20 protein-coding genes are annotated in these 20,936 nt (G+C 73.3%); 13 read left to right on the forward strand and 7 right to left on the reverse strand.

Annotated features, from left to right (window positions below):
* The first annotated feature begins 41 nt into the window (after positions 1 to 41).
* From OG373_RS36075 to OG373_RS36090, 4 genes are all read left to right on the forward strand, one after another.
* Positions 42 to 1,001 carry an aldo/keto reductase family oxidoreductase gene (locus OG373_RS36075; protein WP_405442861.1) on the forward strand — a complete coding sequence of 320 codons (960 nt, stop codon included), beginning with the start codon at positions 42 to 44 and terminating at the stop codon, positions 999 to 1,001.
* A 94-nt stretch (positions 1,002 to 1,095) separates the two neighbouring features.
* Complete coding sequence (locus OG373_RS36080) at positions 1,096 to 2,595, forward strand: alpha/beta hydrolase (protein ID WP_405442863.1); 1,500 nt, start codon at positions 1,096 to 1,098, stop codon at positions 2,593 to 2,595.
* A 789-nt stretch (positions 2,596 to 3,384) separates the two neighbouring features.
* The gene (locus OG373_RS36085) at positions 3,385 to 3,558 is read left to right on the forward strand and encodes a hypothetical protein (RefSeq protein WP_159040436.1); all 174 of its coding nucleotides are present in this window, start codon (positions 3,385 to 3,387) and stop codon (positions 3,556 to 3,558) included.
* A 160-nt stretch (positions 3,559 to 3,718) separates the two neighbouring features.
* The gene (locus OG373_RS36090) at positions 3,719 to 5,059 is read left to right on the forward strand and encodes a DUF2252 domain-containing protein (RefSeq protein WP_405442865.1); all 1,341 of its coding nucleotides are present in this window, start codon (positions 3,719 to 3,721) and stop codon (positions 5,057 to 5,059) included.
* A 29-nt stretch (positions 5,060 to 5,088) separates the two neighbouring features.
* On the opposite strand, the gene OG373_RS36095 is transcribed toward OG373_RS36090, so the two are convergent.
* Entirely contained in the window at positions 5,089 to 6,423 is a 1,335-nt protein-coding gene (locus OG373_RS36095; protein ID WP_405442866.1) for an MFS transporter, read from the reverse strand.
* Positions 6,424 to 6,514: 91 nt separating this feature from the next.
* Between OG373_RS36095 and OG373_RS36100 the strand changes: the two genes are divergently transcribed.
* The 3 genes from OG373_RS36100 to OG373_RS36110 all read left to right on the forward strand — a co-directional run bounded on the left by OG373_RS36100 (position 6,515) and on the right by OG373_RS36110 (position 10,629).
* Positions 6,515 to 7,579: an AI-2E family transporter gene (locus OG373_RS36100; RefSeq protein ID WP_405442867.1), complete on the forward strand. Its 1,065-nt coding sequence runs from the start codon at positions 6,515 to 6,517 to the stop codon at positions 7,577 to 7,579.
* The gene (locus OG373_RS36105; RefSeq protein ID WP_405442868.1) at positions 7,572 to 9,623 is read left to right on the forward strand and encodes a prolyl oligopeptidase family protein; all 2,052 of its coding nucleotides are present in this window, start codon (positions 7,572 to 7,574) and stop codon (positions 9,621 to 9,623) included. The genes OG373_RS36100 and OG373_RS36105 overlap by 8 nt, the downstream gene beginning before the upstream one ends.
* A 199-nt stretch (positions 9,624 to 9,822) precedes the next feature.
* On the forward strand, positions 9,823 to 10,629 hold the full coding sequence (locus OG373_RS36110; protein WP_405442870.1) for a class I SAM-dependent methyltransferase: 807 nt from the start codon (positions 9,823 to 9,825) through the stop codon (positions 10,627 to 10,629).
* A 13-nt stretch (positions 10,630 to 10,642) separates the two neighbouring features.
* On the opposite strand, the gene OG373_RS36115 is transcribed toward OG373_RS36110, so the two are convergent.
* Positions 10,643 to 11,218 (reverse strand): DUF4188 domain-containing protein, encoded by a 576-nt coding sequence (locus OG373_RS36115; protein WP_405442872.1) that lies wholly within the window; start codon positions 11,216 to 11,218, stop codon positions 10,643 to 10,645.
* Positions 11,219 to 11,308: 90 nt separating this feature from the next.
* Between OG373_RS36115 and OG373_RS36120 the strand changes: the two genes are divergently transcribed.
* Entirely contained in the window at positions 11,309 to 11,968 is a 660-nt protein-coding gene (locus tag OG373_RS36120; RefSeq protein WP_405442873.1) for a MerR family transcriptional regulator, read from the forward strand.
* A gap of 22 nt (positions 11,969 to 11,990) precedes the next feature.
* On the opposite strand, the gene OG373_RS36125 is transcribed toward OG373_RS36120, so the two are convergent.
* From OG373_RS36125 to OG373_RS36135, 3 genes are all read right to left on the reverse strand, one after another.
* Positions 11,991 to 12,593, reverse strand: a complete 603-nt coding sequence (locus OG373_RS36125) for an excalibur calcium-binding domain-containing protein (protein WP_405442875.1) — start codon at positions 12,591 to 12,593, stop codon at positions 11,991 to 11,993.
* A 102-nt stretch (positions 12,594 to 12,695) separates the two neighbouring features.
* Positions 12,696 to 13,697 (reverse strand): NAD-dependent epimerase/dehydratase family protein, encoded by a 1,002-nt coding sequence (locus OG373_RS36130; protein WP_405442876.1) that lies wholly within the window; start codon positions 13,695 to 13,697, stop codon positions 12,696 to 12,698.
* 102 nt (positions 13,698 to 13,799) lie between these two features.
* The gene (locus OG373_RS36135; protein WP_405442878.1) at positions 13,800 to 14,306 is read right to left on the reverse strand and encodes a GNAT family N-acetyltransferase; all 507 of its coding nucleotides are present in this window, start codon (positions 14,304 to 14,306) and stop codon (positions 13,800 to 13,802) included.
* A gap of 218 nt (positions 14,307 to 14,524) precedes the next feature.
* On the opposite strand from OG373_RS36135, the gene OG373_RS36140 reads away from it, so the two are divergent.
* From OG373_RS36140 to OG373_RS36155, 4 genes are all read left to right on the forward strand, one after another.
* A complete protein-coding gene (locus OG373_RS36140; RefSeq protein ID WP_405442879.1) occupies positions 14,525 to 15,934 on the forward strand; it encodes an Ig-like domain-containing protein in 1,410 nt (469 codons plus the stop codon).
* Between the two features lie 68 nt (positions 15,935 to 16,002).
* Positions 16,003 to 16,698 (forward strand): HAD family hydrolase, encoded by a 696-nt coding sequence (locus OG373_RS36145; RefSeq protein WP_405442881.1) that lies wholly within the window; start codon positions 16,003 to 16,005, stop codon positions 16,696 to 16,698.
* 247 nt (positions 16,699 to 16,945) lie between these two features.
* Positions 16,946 to 17,779 (forward strand): class I SAM-dependent methyltransferase, encoded by an 834-nt coding sequence (locus OG373_RS36150; RefSeq protein WP_405442882.1) that lies wholly within the window; start codon positions 16,946 to 16,948, stop codon positions 17,777 to 17,779.
* A gap of 103 nt (positions 17,780 to 17,882) precedes the next feature.
* On the forward strand, positions 17,883 to 18,677 hold the full coding sequence (locus tag OG373_RS36155) for a 3-hydroxybutyrate dehydrogenase (RefSeq protein ID WP_405442884.1): 795 nt from the start codon (positions 17,883 to 17,885) through the stop codon (positions 18,675 to 18,677).
* A gap of 14 nt (positions 18,678 to 18,691) precedes the next feature.
* On the opposite strand, the gene OG373_RS36160 is transcribed toward OG373_RS36155, so the two are convergent.
* Positions 18,692 to 18,949: a hypothetical protein gene (locus tag OG373_RS36160; protein ID WP_397734506.1), complete on the reverse strand. Its 258-nt coding sequence runs from the start codon at positions 18,947 to 18,949 to the stop codon at positions 18,692 to 18,694.
* Positions 18,936 to 19,220 carry a DUF6400 family protein gene (locus OG373_RS36165; protein ID WP_405442886.1) on the reverse strand — a complete coding sequence of 95 codons (285 nt, stop codon included), beginning with the start codon at positions 19,218 to 19,220 and terminating at the stop codon, positions 18,936 to 18,938. Before OG373_RS36165 ends, OG373_RS36160 begins: the two co-directional genes overlap by 14 nt.
* A gap of 328 nt (positions 19,221 to 19,548) precedes the next feature.
* Between OG373_RS36165 and OG373_RS36170 the strand changes: the two genes are divergently transcribed.
* Entirely contained in the window at positions 19,549 to 20,883 is a 1,335-nt protein-coding gene (locus OG373_RS36170; protein ID WP_405444329.1) for a serine hydrolase domain-containing protein, read from the forward strand.
* The last annotated feature ends 53 nt before the right edge of the window (positions 20,884 to 20,936 follow it).

A 20,936-nucleotide genomic window follows, 5' to 3' on the forward strand; every position in this document is an offset into this window, starting at 1 on the left:
GCGCCGTGCGACGCACGTCCGGCACCCCCTAGGCTGGCCCGGTGACGAACGCGAGTACGAGCATGAGCGGTGACCGGGTGCTGTACGGGTGCATGGGCCTCGGCGGGAGCTGGGAGCCCGGCCCGTACGGGCCCGCCGACATCGATGCCGCCGAAGCGGCCGTCGTCGCGGCCCTCGACAGCGGGATCACCACTTTCGACCACGCCGACATCTACCGGCACGGGAAGGCCGAGGCCGTCTTCGGCGAGGTGCTCGCGCGCACGCCCGGGCTGCGCGAGCGCATCACCCTCCAGACCAAGTGCGGGATCCGGCTCGGCGACAAGGACCGTCCGGGGATCTACGACCTGCGCGGCGAGACCATCGTCCGGCGCGTCGAGGAGAGCCTGACCCGGCTGCGGACCGATGCCATCGACGTGCTCCTGCTGCACCGCCCCGACCCGCTCGCGGACGTCGAGTCGGTCGCCTCGGCGCTGACCTCCCTGCACCGCCAGGGCCTCGTACGGGGCTTCGGCGTGTCCAACATGGGCGCCGCGCAGATCGCCCACCTCCAGGCCCGTCTCGACGTACCGCTGGTGGCGAACCAGCTGGAGATGAGCCTGCACAGCCGCGACTGGGTCGAGGCCGGAGTCCTGCTCAACACACCCGAATCCGCGGACAACGGGTTCCCCTTCGGGACCCTGGAGCACTGCCGCGACCACGGCATCCGCCTCCAGGCCTGGGGCGCGCTGGCACAGGGCCGCTTCACCGGCCGCGAGCAGACGCCGGCCGAACGGGCCACCGCGGCGCTGCTCGCCGAGCTGGCCCGGCAGAAGGACACCACGCCCGAGTCGGTCCTGCTGTGGTGGCTGATGCGGCACCCGGCCGCCATCGCCCCGGTCATCGGCAGCGCCCGCCCCGAGCGGATCCGCGCCTGCCGCGACGCGGCGCTGCGGGAGCCCGAGCTCACGCACGAGGAGTGGTACGAGCTCTGGATCACGGCCCGCGGCGTGCCGCTGCCCTGAGCCAACCGGATGCGGAGGGAGGGGGGTTAGCCCCACCCGCGGCCGACCGGCCTGCTGGATGGGAGTGTGGGACGCGGTCAACAAGGCTTGCCCCATGACGACTTACAGGAAAAGGGCGCTGCTCCTCGCCACGGCCACCCTGGCGGCCGGTCTGGCCGCGACCGCCGCACCGGCCGCGGCCGGGCCCGCATCCGCCGCCCCTCGGCTCGACTGGCACCGCTGTACCCATCAGGGCGCCCCTGCCGACCAGGAGTGCGCCGAGCTGCCGGTCCCGCTCGACTACGACGACCCCGACGGGCGGCAGATCACCATCGCCGTCTCCCGTATCCGCAGCGACCGTCCCGAGGCCCGGCGCGGCACGCTCGTCGTGATCCCCGGCGGCCCGGGCGGATCGGGTGTGCAGCGACTGACGCAGAAGGGCGACGCCCTGCGGCGCGAGCTGGCCGGGGCCTACGATCTCGTCGCCTTCGATCCGCGCGGCGTGGGCGCCAGCACCACCGCGAGCTGCGACCTCGCCCCCGAGGACCGCTACCTGACCAGCCTGCGCTCCTGGCCGGGCCCGAACGGCGAGATCACCGAGAACGTCGAGCGCTCCCGGCGCATCGCCGAGGCATGCGCCCGTAACAGCGGGCCCGAGCTGCGCAGTTTCACCACCGCCAACCAGGTCCGCGACATGGACCGCTTCCGCGAGGCGCTCGGCGAGCGCAAGCTGTCCGCCTGGGGCAGCTCGTACGGAACGTACGTGGGGGCCGTGTACGCGCAGAAGTACCCGCGGCACACCGACCGCTGGGTCCTCGACAGCAGCGGTGACCCCGACCCGAAGCGGGTCGCCCGCGGCTGGCTGGCGAACATGTCGCAGGGCGCGACGGACCGCTTCCCCGACTTCGCCGCCTGGGCGGCCCACCCCGACCGGGACGCGGACGGCCTGCGCCTGGCCGCGGATCCGCAGGAGGTCGAGCCGCTCGTCGTCGCGCTCGCCGCCCGCCTGGACCGCGAGCCGCGGGAATCCACGACCCCCGGTGTGCCGCTGACCGGCAACGGCCTGCGCCAGGCCCTGCAGAACGCCCTCTACAGCGACTCCGCCTTCGCCTCCTTCGCCGCTCTGGTCAAGGCGGCCCAGGACCCGGCGGGTACCCCGGTACTCCCGAGAGAGCTCGCCGGGCCCATCCGGAACGAGGACGCCGCGCTCATGGTCGGCGTCATCTGCAACGACGTGGCGTGGCCGGACACGTCCGTGGCCGCCTACCGGCGCGCGGTCGACGAGGACCGCATCCGGCACCCGCTCACCGCCGGCATGCCGGTGAACGTACTGCCCTGCTCCTTCTGGCGGACCCCCACGCAGAAGCCGACCCGCATCACCGACGACGGACCGTCCAACATCCTCATGCTCCAGAGCCGCCGGGACCCGGCCACCCCGCTGTTCGGCGGCCTGAGGATGCGCGAGGCCCTGGGCGACCGGGCCCGCCTGGTCACCGTGGAACAGGGCGGCCACGGGCTGTACCTCGGCAACGGCAACGCGTGCGGCAACCGCGTCGTCACCGAGTTCCTCACGAGCGGCCGGCGTCCGCCCAGGGACACGGAGTGCGCGAACTGATCCGGCCCCGCCGCCCGGCTTCCAGCACGTCCTCGCGTTCTACGCGGCGGCCGTCATCGGGGCGAGCCGGGGGAGGGGGAGCAGCTCGTCGACCGGGTGCGTCTGCGGACGGGACCGGCCGGAGGACCGGCCGGAGGGCTGACGGGACCACTGGGGGGAGGGCTCAGGGGACGACTGAGGGGAGGACTGACGGGGCATTCTTGCCATCTCTGCCTTGCCTTCGCGAGGTAGGTGAATGAGAGGACCGCCGCCCTCCAGCCCCGGGTGACAGGGCGAGGGCAGATCGGCTCGTACCGAGCCGACGCCGGGCGGTGTTGCCGACATCGCGTCGCTCTGCACTGCGTACTCATGTCCCGGATTGGCAGGACTTCCTTCGATCGGCATGACGAATCCGCATTTGATCTTGGAATCCGAAGAGATCCGACCGGAGGGCGCTCACCATAGCCAAAGGTCGTGTTTCCTCGCGAGTAACCTGCCGGCCGGGGCTCCCGCCGGAGCCCCCGTCATCGCTCCGGTACCGCGCAACCCGTACGACGTCACGCGCCTCGCCGTGGTGACGGCCGGCCCCGCCGCTCCCCACCGGCCCGAGACCGAACTCCGGGCCGCCGCAAGGGTCCTCGCCGGCCCGGCCGCCGCCCGATGGCGCCCGCCGCTCCCGGTCCCACGGGCCGTCCGGCCCGACCAAAGGCCCCAATAGTCATCCGTACTTGTGGGTACTGCGGCCGAATGGCGCCGGATTTGATAGTTCTGGACTGGTCCGGTGTGAGAAAGCTGCGGGAAGGACACGGCATGTTCGATCTACTGCGCCCGGAGACCGTCGTGTGTCCCTTCTGCAAGGCCACCGCCGCCAACGGCGTGGTACGGACCCTGCGGACGGGGGCGGGGTCACTGTCGGTGACCTGGCACGTGCTCAACTGCCCGCACTACGCCGCCGACCGGATCCTCGCCGAGAACGAGAGCTGATCGGCACCGCCCGGCCCGGACCACTCCCGGACCGGGCCGAGCGGACCTGAACGGACGGACCGGGCCGAGCGGACCTGACGGGACCGGACCGGGGGACGGCGACATGCGCGACAGGTGCCGTGCGGCCAGGATGAGGAGGACCGGCGACGAGGAGCGGCCCATGACCAGCCCAGCCGAACGGGTCCGGCGCGGACGGGCCGTGCGCAAGATCACCGGCCGTGCCTCGCACGGGCGGTGGACCGCTTCGCCGGACCGTCCCGACCCGATCGGGGTGCTGCAGCGACAGGCCACCGACCGGGTCCCCGAACTGCTGCCCATCCGCTACGGCCGGATGGCGGCATCGCCGCTCGCCTTCCTGCGCGGAGCGGCCGCGGTCATGGCCGCCGACCTGGCCACCCAGCCCCAGACAGGCCTGACCGTCCAGCTGTGCGGCGACGCGCACCTGATGAACTTCGGCGTGTTCGCCTCGCCCGAACGCGCCCTGCTCTTCGACCTCAACGACTTCGACGAGACCTACCCCGGCCCCTTCGAATGGGACGTCAAACGTCTCGCCGCGAGCGTCGCGGTCGCCGCCCGCGACAACGGGCACGGCGACGACCGAGCCGGGAGGGCGGCCCTCGCGGCGGCCCGCGCCTACCGGCGGACTATCCGGGAGCTCGCCGGCATGCCCGAGCTGGACGTCTGGTACCACCGGACCGACACCACCGAACTGCTGCACCTCATCCGCAGACCCGAACTGCGGGACCGGGTGGAGGCCAATCTGGCCCGCGCGCGCCGCCGCACCAGCCTGCGCGCGCTCGGCAGGCTCACCGAGGTCCGCGACGGGCGTCGGCGGATCATCCACGATCCGCCGCTGCTGGAGCCGCTGGCACGGACGGACTCACGGGACGTGGGCGAGATCTTCGGCAAGTACCGCAGCACCCTCCCCGAGGAGCGCCGCCTCCTCCTCGACCGCTTCCGGTTCGCCGACGCGGCACGCAAGGTGGTCGGCGTGGGGAGTGTGGGGACCCGCTGCTTCGTCGTGCTGCTGCTCGGCCGCGACGCCGACGACCCGCTCTTCCTGCAGATCAAGGAAGCCGTCCCGTCCGTCCTGCAGGCCCACCTGCCGTCCGACGGGCACGATCACCAAGGGCACCGGGTGGTCTCCGGCCAGCGGCTCATGCAGGCCGCCGGCGACATCTTCCTCGGCTGGACGAGCGGACCCGCCGGGCGGCACTTCTACGCCCGTCAACTGCGCGACATGAAGGGGTCGGCCGAGGTCGACACCATGAGCCCGGGCGTGCTCGGCCAGTACGCCGCGCTCTGCGGCCGGGCCCTCGCCCGCGCCCATGCCCGCTCCGGCGACCGCATCGCCATCGCGGGGTACCTCGGGGGCGGCGACACCTTCGACCGCGCCGTCGCGGGCTTCGCGCTCCGCTACGCGGACCGGACCCGCGCCGATCACGCCCTGCTGACCGCCGCCGTCGCCGACGGGAGGCTCACCGCCACCGGCGGCGTCTGACCACCGGCGGCGTCCCGTCCCACCCGGCCTCAGGCGGGCACGCCGCTCGCCTGCGCCTCCCGGGCGGCCCGGCGCCGCAGCGCGTCCTCGTCGGTGTCGGCATCGTAGGAGATCAGCTTCGGCAGCAGCGCGGACAGTACCGCCACCGACGCCACGCAGGCCAGGCCGCCGCCCCAGAACGCCGAACGGGTACCGGTCCAGCCGGCCATGGTGCCCGCACGGACCTGGCCGAGCTGAGGCCCGACGCTGTACGAGAGCACCTCGATGCCCGCCAGCCGGCCGCGCAGCTCCTCGGGGATCGTCTGGTTCCAGATCGTCGCCCGGCCCAGTCCGCTCACCATGTCGCCCGCGCCCGCCACCGCGAGGCACAGCAGCACGAGCCAGATGTTCGCCGACGCGCCGGCCCCCACGATCGCCAGACCCCAGACCGTGGCCCCGAACACCACCAACAGCCCGTGCCGGCGTATCCCGGACATCCAGCCACTGGTCATGCCGAGCAGCAGCGAGCCCACCGCCCCCGCCCCGTACATCAGACCCAGCGCCCACACGGCGTCGAGCTCGTCCGCGAGGAAGGGGTAGAGCGCGTTCGGGAAGGCGAAGAACATCGCCGCCAGGTCGACGGCGTACGTTCCCAGCAGCACGGGCCGGCTCCACGCGTAGCGCGCGCCCTCGGCGATCCCGCGCAGCGACGGACGGTCGGCGCCCTTCGCCGGCGGCGCCGGAGTGAGCCGCAGGCACAGCAGCACCGAGGTGAGGAACCCGAGGACGGTGACGGAGTAGGCGGCGGCGTGACCGGCGTACGCGACGACCAGACCGGCCACCGCGGGACCGGCGATCGCGCCGACCTGATAGCGCAGCCCGTTCAGCGCGGCGGCGGCCGTCAGCTGCTCGTGCGGCACGATCCGGGCCATCAGCGAGTCCAGGGCCGGCCGCTGGAGCCCGGCCAGCGCCGACACACCCGCCGCGACCACGTACAGCGGCCACAGCAGCGGATCCGGCAGCAGCGCGTTCACCAGCAGCACCAGAGCGAGCACCCCGAGGCCGGCCTCGGTCAGCAGGATCATCCGACGCCGGTCCACCGCGTCCGCCAGCGCGCCCCCGTACAGGCCGAAGACCACCAGGGGCACGAGCTCCACCGCACCCATCGCGCCGACCGCCAGGGGAGAGTCCGTCAGGTGCTTGATCTGCAGCGGCAGCGCGATCATCGCCATGAACGAGCCGAAGTACGTCACCGTCCCCTGGTAGAACAGCAGCCGGAAGTCCCGGCTCGCACGGAACGGGGAGAAATCGGGCAGTACGCCGGTCCAGCGGGAAGTGCTCACGAGATGCCATCGTCCGTGGACGTACCACGCGGGGCAACGCATTTTCTGCGCACCGGCGCCCGTACTGATCACGGACGGGCGAATCCGGCGCCCCGCGCGTGGCATGGGGCCTCCGCGGTGGCACTCATGGGTCATGCCGCCGGTGTCAGCGTTCCTGCGTACGGCAGCGTCGTACGCCTGGCGCCTGCTGGTGGTCGGCGCCGCCGTCTACGCCGTCTTCGCCGTGCTCGGCCGGTTCCACGAGATCGCCGTGGCCGTCTTCCTCGGCCTCGTCGTCGCCGCCCTGCTGTGGTGGCCCACCCGGCGCCTCGCGCGCACCCTGCCCCGCTCGGTCGCCGTCGCGGTCACCCTCCTCGGCAGCGTGCTGCTCCTGCTCGGCGTGCTGACCCTGGTCGGCACGGCGGTGGCCGGGGAGAGCACCACCTTGGCCCGGGAGTTCCGCCAGGGAATCGACAGCATCGAGGAGTACCTGGAGCGACCGCCCTTCCGGCTGAACCCGCACTCGCTGTCCGACCTCCAGTCCCGCCTCGGCGACTACCTGTCGAGCCACCGGTCCACCGTGCTCAGCCAGGCGGTGAGCGGAGCCGGGCGGCTGGTGCACGTCCTGACCGTGCTCGCCCTCGGGGCCTTCTGCTCGTTCTTCTTCCTGCACGGCGGCGACCGGCAGTGGGCGTGGTTCTGTGCCCAGCTGCCCCCGCCGGTGCGCGCCCGCGTGGGCATCGCCGGCGGTGCGGCCTGGCGTACGTTCACCGGCTACACCCGCGGGATCGTCCTCGTCGCGGCGACGAACGCGGTCCTGGTGGGGGTGGCGCTCTACCTCCTCGGGGTCCCGCTGGCCGTGCCGCTCGCCCTGCTGGAGTTCTTCGCGGCCTTCATCCCGCTCATCGGGTCGCCGGTCGCGCTGGCGGTCGCCGCGGTGGTCGCGCTGGCCGCGAAGGGACCGCTCGTCGCGGGCGTGGTGGTCGCGCTGATCGTGATCATCGGCCAGATCGAGGGCCATCTGCTGCATCCGCTGGTGATGAGCCGGGCGGTCCGGCTGCACCCGCTGGTGGTGGCGATCTCGGTGGTCGCGGGGGCCATCGCCGCCGGGGTGGTCGGCGCGGTGGTCGCGGTGCCGCTGGTCTCGGTGACCTGGTCGGTGCACACGGCGCTGCGCGACGCCCGCCGGTCACTTCCTGCACAATCGCCTGATGAGTGATGAAGACCCCTACCTGTGGCTGGAAGACGTGTCCGGCGACGAGGCCCTCGCCTGGGTCCGGGAGCGCAATGCCGAGACCGTGGACGCGCTGACCGGTTCGCCCCGGTTCAAGGTGCTCGAACAGGAGATGCGCGAGGTCCTGGACGACGACGGCCGGATCCCCTACGTCGTCCGCCGCGGCCGCCACCTCTACAACTTCTGGCAGGACGCCGACCACGTACGCGGCGTGTGGCGGCGCACCACGCTGGAGGAGTACCGGACGGACCGGCCGGCCTGGGAGGTGCTCCTGGACCTCGACGCACTCGCCGAGGCCGAGGAGGAGAAGTGGGCCTGGGCGGGGAGCCGGGTCCTGGCCCCCGAGCACCGGCACGCCCTCGTCCTGCTGTCGCGGGACGGCGCGGACGCCTGTGTGGTGCGCGAGTTCGACCTGGAGACCCTGGAATTCGTCGAGGACGGGTTCACGGTCGCCGAGGCCAAGACCCGGATCGGCTGGATCGACCACGACCGCGTCTGGATCGGCACGGACTTCGGCGCCGGCTCGATGTCCCCCTCCGGCTACCCGCTCCAGGTACGCCGCTGGCACCGCGGCACGCCCCTCGCGGACGCGCAGCTGGTCTACGAGGGCCGGCCGGAGGACCTGTCCGCCTCCGGATGGCACGACGACACCCCCGGCTTCGAGCGGGACTTCGTCCACCGGCAGATCGACTTCTGGAACCAGGAGCTCTTCCTGCTCCCGCAGGACGCCGCCGCCCCGCCGCAGAAGGTCGAGGTCCCGGACGACGCGGGCGCCTCCGTCCACCGCCGGTGGCTGATCGTCACTCCCAAGTCGCCGTGGCTCGGCCACCCCGCGGGCAGCCTGCTCGCCTTCGACTTCGACGCCTTCCGGGCGGGGGAGCGCGAGGCCGAGGTGCTGTTCACCCCGGACGAGCGCACCGCGCTCGCCGGGTACAGCTGGACCCGCAACCACCTCATCCTCAGCACGCGCGCCGACGTCTCCTCCCGGATGGAGCTGCTCACCCCGGGAGAGGGTCCGGGCTCCGGCGGCTGGCAGCGGGCACCGCTGCCGGGCCTGCCGCCGCTGTCCACCGCCTCGGTCACCGGCACGGACCCGGACGTGAGCGACGAGTACTTCCACCAGGTCTCCGGCTTCCTCCAGCCCGCCACGCTCTACCGGGGAACGGCCGGCGGCACCGGCGACAGCGACAGCGACAGCGAGAGTCTCAAGCAGAGCCCGGTGCTCTTCGACACCGCCGGCCTCGCCGTGCGCCAGTACTTCGCGACCTCCGCGGACGGTACGGGGGTGCCGTACTTCGTCGTCGGCCCTGAGGACCGCCCGGGCCCCGGCCCCGCCCTGCTCTACGGGTACGGCGGCTTCGAGATCTCCATGGTCCCGCAGTACAGCGCGGTCACCGGACGCGCCTGGCTCGCGCGCGGCGGCACGTACGTCGTCGCGGGCATCCGAGGCGGCCACGAGTACGGGCCCCGCTGGCACAAGGCCGCCCTCGGCGCGAACCGGGTCCGGGCGTACGAGGACTTCGCCGCGGTCGCCCGGGACCTCACCGCCCGGGACATCACCACCCCCGCCCAGCTGGGCATCGAGGGCGGCAGCAACGGCGGGCTGCTCATGGGCGCCATGCTCACCCGCGACCCGGAACTGTTCGGCGCGGTCGTCGCGCACGTGCCGCTGCTGGACATGCTGCGTTTCCACAAGCTGCTGGCCGGGGCCAGCTGGATCGCCGAGTACGGGGATCCCGACAGCCCGGACGACCGGCCCCACCTGGAGCGGATCTCCCCGTACCACCAGGTCCGCGCGGACGGACCCGCGTACCCGCCGCTGCTCCTGCTGACCTCGACCCGCGACGACCGGGTGCACCCCGGTCATGCCCGCAAGATGGCCGCCCGGCTGCGCGAGCACGGGCATCCCGTCCTGTTCCACGAGCACCTCGGGGGCGGCCACGCGGGTGCCACCGACCACCGGCAGACCGCCTTCAACGAGGCCCTGGTGCACACCTTCCTGTGGGAGCGGCTGACCCCGCAGACGTGATCCGCGGCCACCTCACCACTCGCACGGCGTATTGCGCCGGGAAAGGACCGACCCCCGGGGCGACCATGCGGTCGGCCTCCGCGGGGTCGGTCTCGGGGGACGGGAGCATCCGTACGGGGGATTTGCGGGCCCCAGCCGCTGCCGAACGGCGGGTTGTGCCCCACCATCGGCGGATGCAACCCCGGCCCGGGAGGACCCCATGAGCACCCCGATCGCGTCCGCCGCCCCGTACTACGCCCGCTACCGGCCCCCGTATCCGGCGGAGTGCTACGCGCTCCTCGCGGACCGGTTCGCGCTCGACGGGTCCCAGACCGTACTGGACCTCGGCGCCGGACCGGGCACGCTCTCCCTGCCGCTGGCGCCGCTCGCCGAGCACGTCTACGCCGTCGATCCGGAACCGGCCATGCTCGCCGAAGGGTCCAGGCTCGCCGAGGAGCACGGTCGCACGAACGTCTCCTGGTTGCGCGGCGACGCCGCCGGCATCGGCCGGCTGTGCCTGCCCCGGCTCGACCTGTGCGTGATCGGCGGCGCCTTCCACCTGATGGACCGCGTACGGGTCCCGGCCGACCTGGACGGCATGCTCGCCCCGCGCGGCGGGATCGCCGTGGTCACCACCTCGCCGGCGGCGTCCGGGCGGTCCGGCCCGGGCCCTTCCTGGCCGGCCGTCGTCGACGAGGTGTGCGCGCGTTTCCTCGGACCGGACCACCGGCCCGCGCGCCCGGCGGACGAACCGGGCGATGAGGTGCAGGACTTGGCGGACCGTCTCGCGAAGTCGGTGTTCTCCCGTGTCGAGATCACCACATGGGAGCAGTCCACGCGCTGCACCCTGGACCAGGTGGTCGGCCTGCAGTTCTCCCGCGCCGGCTCCGCCCCGGCCCGGTTCGGCGACCGGAAGGACGCCTTCGAGTCCGAGCTGCGCGGCGCCCTGCTGGCCCACGACCCGGGCGGTACCTACGTCCGGAGCGTCACCGTCACGGCCGCCGTCGCGACCAGGCCGCGACGCTGACCCGGACCCGGGTTCACCGGTCGGCAGAGGCCCCGGTCCCGGTCCCGGTCCCGGTCCCGGCCGAGGCCTCGGCCGCGGGCGCGGGCGCGGGCGCGGACGAACGGTGCGCGAAGCGGTCGGCCGCGCGCCGGCCGCGGCTCTCCAGGGGCAGCACCCCGGTGGCCGCCGCCAGCCCGAAGGGCGGCATGTCGAAGTAGATCGCCTCGTACGAACCTTCGGGGACGATGTACGACTCGTGCCACAGGCCCACGTGGCGGCGCAGCTTCCCCGCGCGGTCCTTGCGGTTGATGATCGACCATGCCCTGTGGTGGAGCATGTCCGGAGCCGCGGCGTACGCGTAGAGCTTCTCCTTGGACTCCCAGTACTGGACCACGTAGTAGGTACGGGGTGACGCGGTCAGCAGGACGTGGCCGAGCAGCCCCCGGGTGGGGTCCTTGGCGAGCTCCCGGAGCATGCGGGGCATCGCCAGGACCACCGGCACCCAGTGGTGGACGGCCCAGAAGTGGTTGATGCGCATGCCGATGAGGAGGACGACGACGTCCCCCTCGGCGGCTGCGGTGGTACGGCCCGGTAAGGGTTTCGCGAACACGCCGGCCTCCCGATCGCCTTGTTGGATAGCTCCGCTGTCCAACCGTCACATGATTGGATAGTGGCACTCGCCAAGGGAAGGTTCAAGAGAGTGCGGCTCGCAGAACTGAGTGAGCGGAGCGGTGTGGCCATCGCCACGATCAAGTACTACCTGCGTGAAGGGCTGTTGCCGCCCGGCCGCCGCGTCAGCGCGACGACCGCCGACTACGACGAGGGTCATCTGCGCAGGCTGCGGCTGGTGCGCGCGATGATCCAGGTCGGCCAGGTGCCGGTGGCGAACGTCCGGAAGGTGCTCGGGCACGTCGACGACGAGTCCCTGGGTCGCACGATCCGCCTGGGCGCGGCCCTGTGGGCGCTGCCCCGGGAGCCCGAACCGGCCGACGGCAGGGGCGAGGACGAGGACGAGGCCACGGCCGCCGCGCGCGCGGAGGTGGACCGCTTGCTCCAGGCCCTGGGCTGGTCCACCGCCCGGGAGGTGGGCGAACTCTCCCCGGTGCACCGTTCGTTGGTGGCGGCCGTGGCCACACTGATGCGGCTCGGCTATCCGTGGGACGCCACACTCATGGCCCCCTACGCGCAGCTGATGCACCAAGCGGCCGTGCGGGACCTGGACTTCGTGGAGACCCACCCCTCGGAGGCGGAGCAGGTCGAGACCGCGGTGGCGGCGACCATCCTGTTCCGGCCGGTGCTGAACGCGCTGCACCGGCTGGCCCAGGAGGAGGAATCGGCCCGGCGGTACGGACTGGAGTGAGCCGCGGCCGGGTTTCGAGGTGCTACTCGCAGGCGACGCCGTCGCCGTCGCGGTCCAGGTGGCGGCCGTAACCGGGATCTCCGCGCCGTACCGGTGCCGCTCCGGCCGCCCTCGCCGCCGTGCAGTTCTTGTAATAGGCGCTGCCGCCGCCCCCGCCGGACGACGAGGAGTCGTCGGGATCCTCGCTCCGGGGGCTGCTCGCCGGTGCCGGCCCGGCTTCCGGCTGTTCGGCGGGCGTGGGGGGAGGTGCGGGAGCGGGACTGGTGGCGGGGGCGGTCGGGGAGGGGCTGGGGCTCGGCGCGGCGGCTACCGCGGCCGGGGCGGCGGCCGTCACGGTGACCGTGACCGTCGGCGCGGGCCGTGGCTCGGCGGCCGCCGGCCGGGGCTTCGGGTCCGAGGAGGCGGCGACCAGGACGAAGAACCAGATCGAGGCGAGCGCGACCGTCACGATCCTGCCGGTCCTGCCCCAGCGGGCGAGGAAGGCCAGCGCGGCGCCCACCGGGGGCACGATGAGCGTGGCGACGACGACCGCCGGGACGGCCAACGCCGGGGCCCAGCGCGGATTCGGGGGCGCGGCCGGGAGGAAGGGCTGCGGAGGCTGCGGAGGGTGCGGTTGCGAGTACACGGTTCTCCTGCCATGGACATGGAAGAGGAGCGGGCGCCCAGTTAAGCCCACCGGCAGGATCCAGCCATGCGGAATAGGGAAATCAAGCCATTCGATCGCCCGTCAGGACACCGGTGCCTCGCGGAGGGCGGTGAGGAGCTCGCGCTCGCGGGCGCTGCTCAGGCCGGCCCGGCGGGGGCGTTCCAGTCCCTCGGCGCGTTCCCATCGCAGGAGGTCCTCCAGCATCTCCGCGCGCGGACGGTGGCGCAGCCCGGCCGCGCGCGCCGCGGCACCGCTGCGGGCGCAGAAGCCGGCCCACTCGGGATCCGGCATCCACATGGCCATCGACTCGGGGCCCATGAACGGCCCGACTCCCTGGTCGAAGAGCCACCGGGGGTCCGCCACCGCCACCGGACCGGTGTGCCCGGCCACCTGCCGGGACAGGCCGACCCAGTCGTCGAAGGGGACGACGGGTCCGACGGCGTCGAAGGTCCCCCTTGCGCCGTCCTGCGCGAGGTCCAGCAGCCAGCCCGCGAGATCACGTACGTCCACAACCTGGGTCGGCAGGCCGGGAGAACGGGGAACGAGGAGAGGCTGGTCCACCTCCCGGGCGGACCGCGCCACCCAGTATCCCGACCGCCCGCTGCCGTCGCCCGGCCCGCCGATCAGGCCCGCCCGGGCGACGACGAGCCGGTCGGGCGCCGCGGCGCGCGTGGCCGCCTCGCAGGCGGCCTTGGCCTCCCCGTACTCCTCCCGCCCCACGTACTGCCCCTGCGCGGGCGTCAGCAGCGCGGCCGACTCGTCGGCGCCGACCACGCCGTGGTCGGCGTAGGCGCTGACGGAGGAGACGTAGGTCCAGTGCCGGGCCCGCCCCGCGAGGGCCGCGAGCGCGCCGCGGACGAAGGCCGGCTGCCAGGACACCTCCAGCACGGCGTCCCAGTCGCGGCCGAGGAGCTCCGCGTAGGCGGAGTCGTCATTCCGGTCCGCCGCCACCAGCCGCGCTCCGCGGGCGACCTCGCCGCTCTCGCCGCGCGCCAGGCAGGTCACCGCGTGGCCCCGGTCCAGCGCCTGCCGCGTGATCTCACGCCCCAACCAAGCGGTCCCGCCCAGTACAAGAAGGTCCATGCGGCCACCTCAGCACACCGCGGGCACGCCCGCGATGCCCGTTCGCGCTCGGCGGAGCGGCGCAGGGCGACGCGCGGTCGATCATCGAAAGGGCATCGGCCGTCACAGGTCGCGGCGCATGCAGGCACGGGGCCAGCGGTCCAGACCGTGCGCCGCCTCGCGGTCGCGGATCTCCCGCAGGGCGGGGGTGAGCCCGGCGTCGTCCAGGAGCCGGAAGCCGCAGCGCACGTAGTACGGGGCGTTCCAGGGGACCTCGGTGAAGGTGGTGAGGGTCAGGGCCGGTACGCCCCCGCGCTCCGCGAATTCCGCCAGGTGCTCCAGCAGGCCCCGGCCGAGCCCGCGGCGCGCCCGGTCCGGATGCACGGACACCTGCTCGACGTGCAGGTTGCCGTCCACCGGCTCGGCGATCAGGTAGGCGCCGGGGGTGTCGGCCCCGTCGGCCGACACCCAGGCCAGCCCGGCCCGTTGGTAGGCGGCGAGCTCGTCGAGTGTCAGTGGTTCGTCGTCGGCGATCTCCGGCATGCCGATGTCCCGGAAGCAGCGACCGGCGGCCCTCTCGATGTCCTGGAGGAGGGGCAGTTCGTCCAGCCGTACGGTGCGGATAGCCATGACCGCATTGTCGCGGGAGCCCCGCCCGAGGGCACCCGAGTATCGGGCACGCGTCCGGTCCGCGCTCGTCCGGGGCGGGTTCTGTGCTCCGTCCGAGTTCTCTTCGGTGCCCGTTCGGCCGCAGCGCCGCAGGCATGATCATCATTTAGGTGCCACGTCGGTTTGATACGGCTATGCCACGAATGCGACGGAGACAACCGACCAAGGCGTGGGGCGCCGTGGCTGCGGTGACGGGGGCCATGCTGGTCGTCGTCGCCGCAGCGCCGGGCCGGGCGCCCGATGCGGACACCTCGGAGGGCACCCTCGCGGGTGCGCCCCGCGAGGCCGCGGTCACGCTGCTGGTCGGGAGGGTGCTGGACGAGGGCCGCGAGTCCGGCGGCGGGCCCTGCGCGGTGCGCATGTTCCGACCCGGACTGTGCAGCGGCTGGCAGGAGCAGCGGGTACGGGCCACCGCGCGCGGGATGGGAGCCGTACTGAAGGAACCCTCCCTCGGTGGCACGGTGCAGGCAGCGCGGGTGGAGGTGCTCCCCACGGACTCCGGCGGGCCGCTCCAGATCGCCGTCGCCGACGCGGGCCGCCTCACGGACGTGACCGTACGCGACGGGCGCGGCCGCCACCTGGCCGGAGCCCTCGCCCCGGACAACGCGCGCTGGCTCAACAGCGAGCCGCTGCGGGCGGGGGAGACCTACACCGTGCGGGTCGGCGCCCAGGACGCGGAGGGCGCCCCGGTCGGCGTGACCATGGCCTTCCGGACCGCGCCGCCCGCCGACGGGGGCAGGCTGACGGTCGAGTTCGGGCCGCGGCCGGGTACGTACGGTGCGGGCGAGATCGTGACGGCCGGCCTCAGCCGCCCGGTGCCCGCCGGTGACCTCCCGGCCCGGGCCCGGCTGGAGCAGGCTCTGCAGGTGACCTCGGAGCCCCATGTCGAGGGCGCCTGGCACTGGGTCGACGAATCGACCCTGCACTTCCGTCCGCGTACGTACTGGCCCGCCCACACCGTCGTCCGCGTCCGCAGCGGTCTCGACGGGGTCGAGGTCGGGGATCACGACTACGGCGGCCCCTCCGACGAGGTGCAGTTCACGATCGCGGACCGGATCGAGGCCGTCACCGACTCCGCCACCCACCGGATGACCGTACGCCGCAACGGACGGGTCATCAGGACGATCCCGGTCACCACCGGCAAGGAGGGCTTCAGGACGCGCAGCGGCATCAAGGTCGTGCTGCGCAAGGAACCCAAGGTGCGGATGCGCGGCGACACCGTCGGCATCAAGCGCGGCACCAGCGAGTTCTACGACCTGCCCGTCTCCTACGCGACCCGCGTGACCTGGAGCGGCGAGTACATCCACGCCGCACCCTGGTCGGTCGAGGCGCAGGGTCAGGAGAACGTCAGCCACGGCTGTACGGGCATGAGCACCGAGGACGCCGCCTGGTTCTTCGAGACGGTCCGCGAGGGCGACATCGTGGAGGTGGTCAACAGCGGCGGGGAGAAAATGGCCCCCTTCGACAACGGTTTCGGCGACTGGAACGTGGACTGGCGGACCTGGCTGGCCGGCAGCGCGCTGGCCAATTTCGACGGGAACCCGGAGAGTTCACCGAGTATCCCGTCCAGGCTGCACCCGACCACCTGAGCCGACCACCTGAGCCCACGGGTGGCCGCCCGCTCCGCCCGGCGCCGGGCCTGCCCTACGATCACCACATGATCAAAGGAGTGATGTTCGACTTCTCCGGCACGCTGCTGCGCGTCGAGCCCACCGAGGAGTGGCTCGGCGCCGCCCTCGCCGAGACCGGCATCGCGCCGGAGGAGGAGTACGGCGAGACGGTGCGGCGGCTCACCGAGTACGGCGCACTGCCCGGCGGGCCGTCGCCCCGGCACATCCCCGCGCACCTCGAAGCCCTGTGGGACCAGCGGGACATCAGCGCCGAGCAGCACCGGGCGGCCTACGGCGGGCTGATCCGGGCGGCGGGCATCACGCAGCCGGAGCTGGCGGAGGCGCTCTACGACCGTCACATGGCCCCCGCCGCCTGGCGCCCGTACCCGGACACCGCACCGACCCTGCGCGCACTGCGCCGGCGGGGGCTCCCGGTGGCGGTGGTCAGCAACATCGGCTGGGACCTGCGACCCGTTTTCCGCACGCACGACCTCGACGAGCTGGTCGACGCCTACGTGCTCTCCTTCGAGCTGGGCGCCCAGAAGCCCGATCCGGTGATCTTCCGGGCCGCTTGCGACCGGCTCGGCCTCACCCCCGCCGAGGTGCTGATGGTCGGAGACGACCGGCGCGCGGACGGCGGCGCCCGGGCGCTCGGCTGCCCGGTGCACTTCGTCGACCACCTCCCCGTCGACCGGCGGCCCGCCGGCCTGTCCCCGCTCCTGGACCTGCTCGGCCCGGCGTAGCGCGCGTACCCGCGGGGCGGGACCGGTCCGGCTGTCCGAGACCCGCCGGGTGCGCGGCGGTACGAGCAGTACTTCGCGCTGGTCGGCCACGGCTTCGAGCCGCACGAGGGCGTGGGGGTCGGGCAGGAGTTCCTGATCAACCGTGCCGCCGTGCCCGAGCTGCCGCCGGACGAAGGTTCCTGAGCCTGCTGCGGCGGCCCGCCGGAAACATCGATCGGTGGCCGTACGGTGTGCCATCCTCGGGCCCATGACCGAAACCCGGCCCGGCACGGACGGAGTCGCGCTCAACCGCGCCCTGTGGGACGTGCGCGCCCGCGTCCACGGCTCGACGTCCACCGATCTGTTCTACGACGTCGAGACGTTCGTCGCCGGACACCAGACCCTGTACGCGCTCGAACGCGAGCTCGCGGGGGACGTGAGGGGCCTGGACCTGCTGCACCTCCAGTGCCACTTCGGCATGGACACGCTGAACTGGGCCCGGCTGGGAGCTCGGGTCACCGGCGTCGACTTCTCGCCGACCGCACTCGAACGGGCCCGCCTGCTGGCCGCGCGGACGGGCCTGCCCGCGACCTTCGTCGAGGCCGACACCCAGCGCCTGCCCACGAGCCTCGCCGGCGGCTTCGACGTGGTCGTCGCCACGTACGGGGTCCTGTGCTGGATCGCCGACCCCGGCGCCTGGATGCGCGGCGCGGCGAGAGCCCTGCGGCCCGGCGGAAGCCTGGTCCTGGTGGATCTGCATCCGGCCTGCCAGGCGGTCGCCACCCTGGATCCGCTGGTCGTCGACTGGCCCTACGGCGGGGGTGAGCCCCACCGCGAAACGGTCACCGGCACCTACGCCGATCCGGGCCTGCGCCTGCCGGCCCAGGAATCCGTGCAGTACCCGCACTCGATCGGCGAGATCGTCACCGCGGCCGCGGCCGCGGGCCTCACGATCAAGCACCTCGGCGAGCACGTCGCCGCCGAGTTCGACCCCCGCGGCATCCTGGTCCCGGGCGAGGACGGCCGGTACCGGCTGCCGTTCGGGGACTCCCACCTGCCCGTCCTGTTCTCCCTGCGCGCGGTGGCGCCGGACGCGCCCTGAGGGGGCGACCGTCCGGCCTGGTGGCGGCCGACACGCCCCCCGGCCCGACTGTGGTGGCCGCACACATGGGAGCGGCCCACGGCCGTGCCGGATGATTCCGGGCATGACTAGCGGATTCCCTCCCGTGCCCCACGGGGCAGCAGCCGCCGCGGGCCCCGACCTGGCGGGCCGTACCGCCCTGGTGACCGGCGCCGGCAGCGGCATCGGGCGGGCCTGCGCCTCGGCGCTCGCCGCGGCCGGAGCCCTCGTACACGTGGTGGACATGGACGCCGCCGCGGCGAAGTCCGTCGCGGCGGCGATCGGCGGGCGGGCGCACGTGGTGGACCTGGCCCGGGCCGAGGCCGTCGGGGAGCTCCCCACCGACATCGACATCCTGGTCAACAATGCCGGGTTCCAGCACGTCGCCCCGCTGACCGAGTTCCCACCGGAGCGCTTCGCACTGATGCAGCGCGTGATGGTCCAGGCGCCGTTCCTGCTGATCCGCCGGACCATGCCCTCTATGTGCGCACGGGGCTGGGGCCGCGTCGTCAACATCTCCAGCGTGCACGGGCTGCGCGCCAGCGCGTTCAAGGCCGGCTACGTGACCGCGAAGCACGGCCTCGAAGGACTGAGCAAGGTGACCGCCGTCGAGGGCGCCCCGCACGGAGTCACCAGCAACTGCGTGAACCCCGGCTACGTCCGCACCCCGCTCGTGGAGCGGCAGATCGAGGCCCAGGCCGCCGCACACGGCATCGACGCAGGTCGGGTGGTGTCCGAGGTCCTGCTGAGCCGCTCCGCGGTCAAACGGCTGATCGAACCGGAGGAGGTGGCCGCCACCGTGCTGTGGCTGTGCGGCCCGCACACCGGATACGTCACGGGCGCCTCGATCCCCCTGGACGGCGGCTGGACCGCTGCCTGAGCAGAGCGCGGCGCTCAGAAGCCGGGCCGGGAGCCCGTGACGCGGTTCCACAGGGAGCGGGTGGCCCCGAAACCGCTCTCGTGCACCCAGACGTGGGTGCACCCGGGGCACTGCAGGTGGAGCAGGCTGCCGGTGTTGGTGAGCAGGTAGCGCCAGTGGGTGGAGCAGGTGCGCCGCTGCTCGCAGGGTTCGCAGCCGCGGGCGTCCGCGCACTTCGGGCAGGCCACCCAGGCGCGGCGCCCGGGATCGGCCTGCGGGTCAAGCGGCAGCACGGCCGTCTCCCCGAGCGGGCAGCACACCGGCCGCGACCAGCTCGTCGTAGACGCGCTGCTGATCGGCGTCGAGCCCGGAGTACAGCAGGTCGTAGGCGGCCTCCTCACCGAGGAGGACCTCCAGCGGATCCCAGTCCGGGCCGAGGGCCGCCATCACCTGGGCGCGCCGGAGCACCTCCTGCGAGGTGAGGTCGACGCTGAAATCGACCGGCTCGGACGCGGCGGGGTCACCGGAGGCGTCGGAGGAAGGGGTGCGATCGTGGGGGGCCATGCCATCGAAGTTAGGCAACCCTTCCTTCCCTGGTCAAGGGAGGGTGGGCGGAGTCACAGCCCGCGGGCGGCGCCTTCGCGCGAGGGCGCTGCCGAGCGCGGCGACGTGACAAATGTAATGGCCTGTCAAGGTGCTCGTCGGTCTGGAGGTTGATGCCCGGTTCGTCCTGACGGACGAGGCCGGAGCACGCGGCGGCCCGAAGAATGGGAGTGACCAAGATCGCCGGGCCCCACCGGGCCATCGACGAGGAGCCGCCGTGCCCCACACCCGTCCTGCCGACCGATCCGCACCGCGACTGCGTCGCGCCGCCTCGGCCACCGCCGTCGCCATAGCCCTGCTCGCGGGCCTCGCCCCGGTCGCGAGCGCCGCGAGTCAGGAGGCGCCGAGCGGCTACGGTCCGGCCGCCGGCCGGCACCTCGACCGGACCGGGCTGCAGACGGGGCTGAACGCGATCCAGGAGGCGGGCGTGTACGGCGTCTACTCCGCCGTCCGCGACGGCCGCGAGCGCTTCGACGGCGCCGCGGGCCTCGCCGACGTGTCCACCGGGCGCAAGGTCCGCCCGGACCTCCGGCACCGGGTCGGCAGCGTCACCAAGACGTTCACCGCCGTCGCCGTCCTCCAGCAGTCCGCCAAGGGCCGGGTGGACCTCGACCGGGCGGTCGGCGACTACGTGCCCGAGCTGCTGCCCGGCGAGCGCGGCCGCAAGGTGACCGTACGCATGCTGCTCAACCACACCAGCGGCATCCACGACTACGTCGCCGACGCCTTCCCCTCCCTCCTGAAGGGGACCACGGAGAGCCTGGACGACCACCGGTACCGCACGATCGGGCCCGCCGAGCTGATCGGGTACGGGGTGGCCCGGCCGCAGCTGTTCGAACCCGGTACCGACTGGTCCTACTCCAACACCAACTACGTGCTGCTGGGCGAGGTGCTCCGCAAGGTGACCGGCCAGGACCCGGAGCGGCTGATCACCCAGGACGTGATCCGGCGTGCGGGCCTGCGCGACACCTACTTCCCGGGTACCGACCCGCGCATCCGCGGCGCCCACGCCCGCATGTACGAGAGCTTCTACGGGATCATCGACCCGCCGCGCGACTACAGCGACTACAACATGACCTGGGCCGGTACCGCCGGCGCCCTCGTCTCCACCACGCAGGACCTCAACACCTTCTACCGAGCCCTGCTGGGCGGCGACCTCCTGCCCCGCCGCCAGCTGGACCAGATGCGCACCACCGTCGACGTCAAGGACGAGACGGGGGCCGTGGGCATGCGCTACGGCCTCGGCATCTACACCATGGACACGCCGTGCGGCCCGGCCTGGGGCCACGACGGGGGAGTCTTCGGCGCCGGCACCTGGGCCCTGTCCAGCCCGGACGGCCGCCGCCAGTTCGCCATCGGCTACAACCTGATGAAGTACCAGCGCATCAACGAGAGCGGCACCGCCTTCGACCCGCACCCGGCCGACGCCGCCCTGCGGGACTACCGCGACCGGTCGCTCTGCGGCACCACCGCGCCGCAGACCCCGGACCCGGCCGGCAAGGACCGCTCCGCCGACACCCCGCCGGCCCAGGCCCCGTCCGGCGAGAGCGCCCCGGCGGCTCCCCGCGTACTGCCCCCGACCATGCCGGCGCTCCCCGGACCGCTGTCGGGTCCCGTTCGCTGACCGGGCCGTCAGGAGCGCCGCCGTCCGGCCGCCTGCCCCGGGGGAGCGCGCGG

Origin of the sequence: Streptomyces avidinii, assembly GCF_045161815.1 — a bacterium.
Classification (GTDB): domain Bacteria; phylum Actinomycetota; class Actinomycetes; order Streptomycetales; family Streptomycetaceae; genus Streptomyces; species Streptomyces avidinii.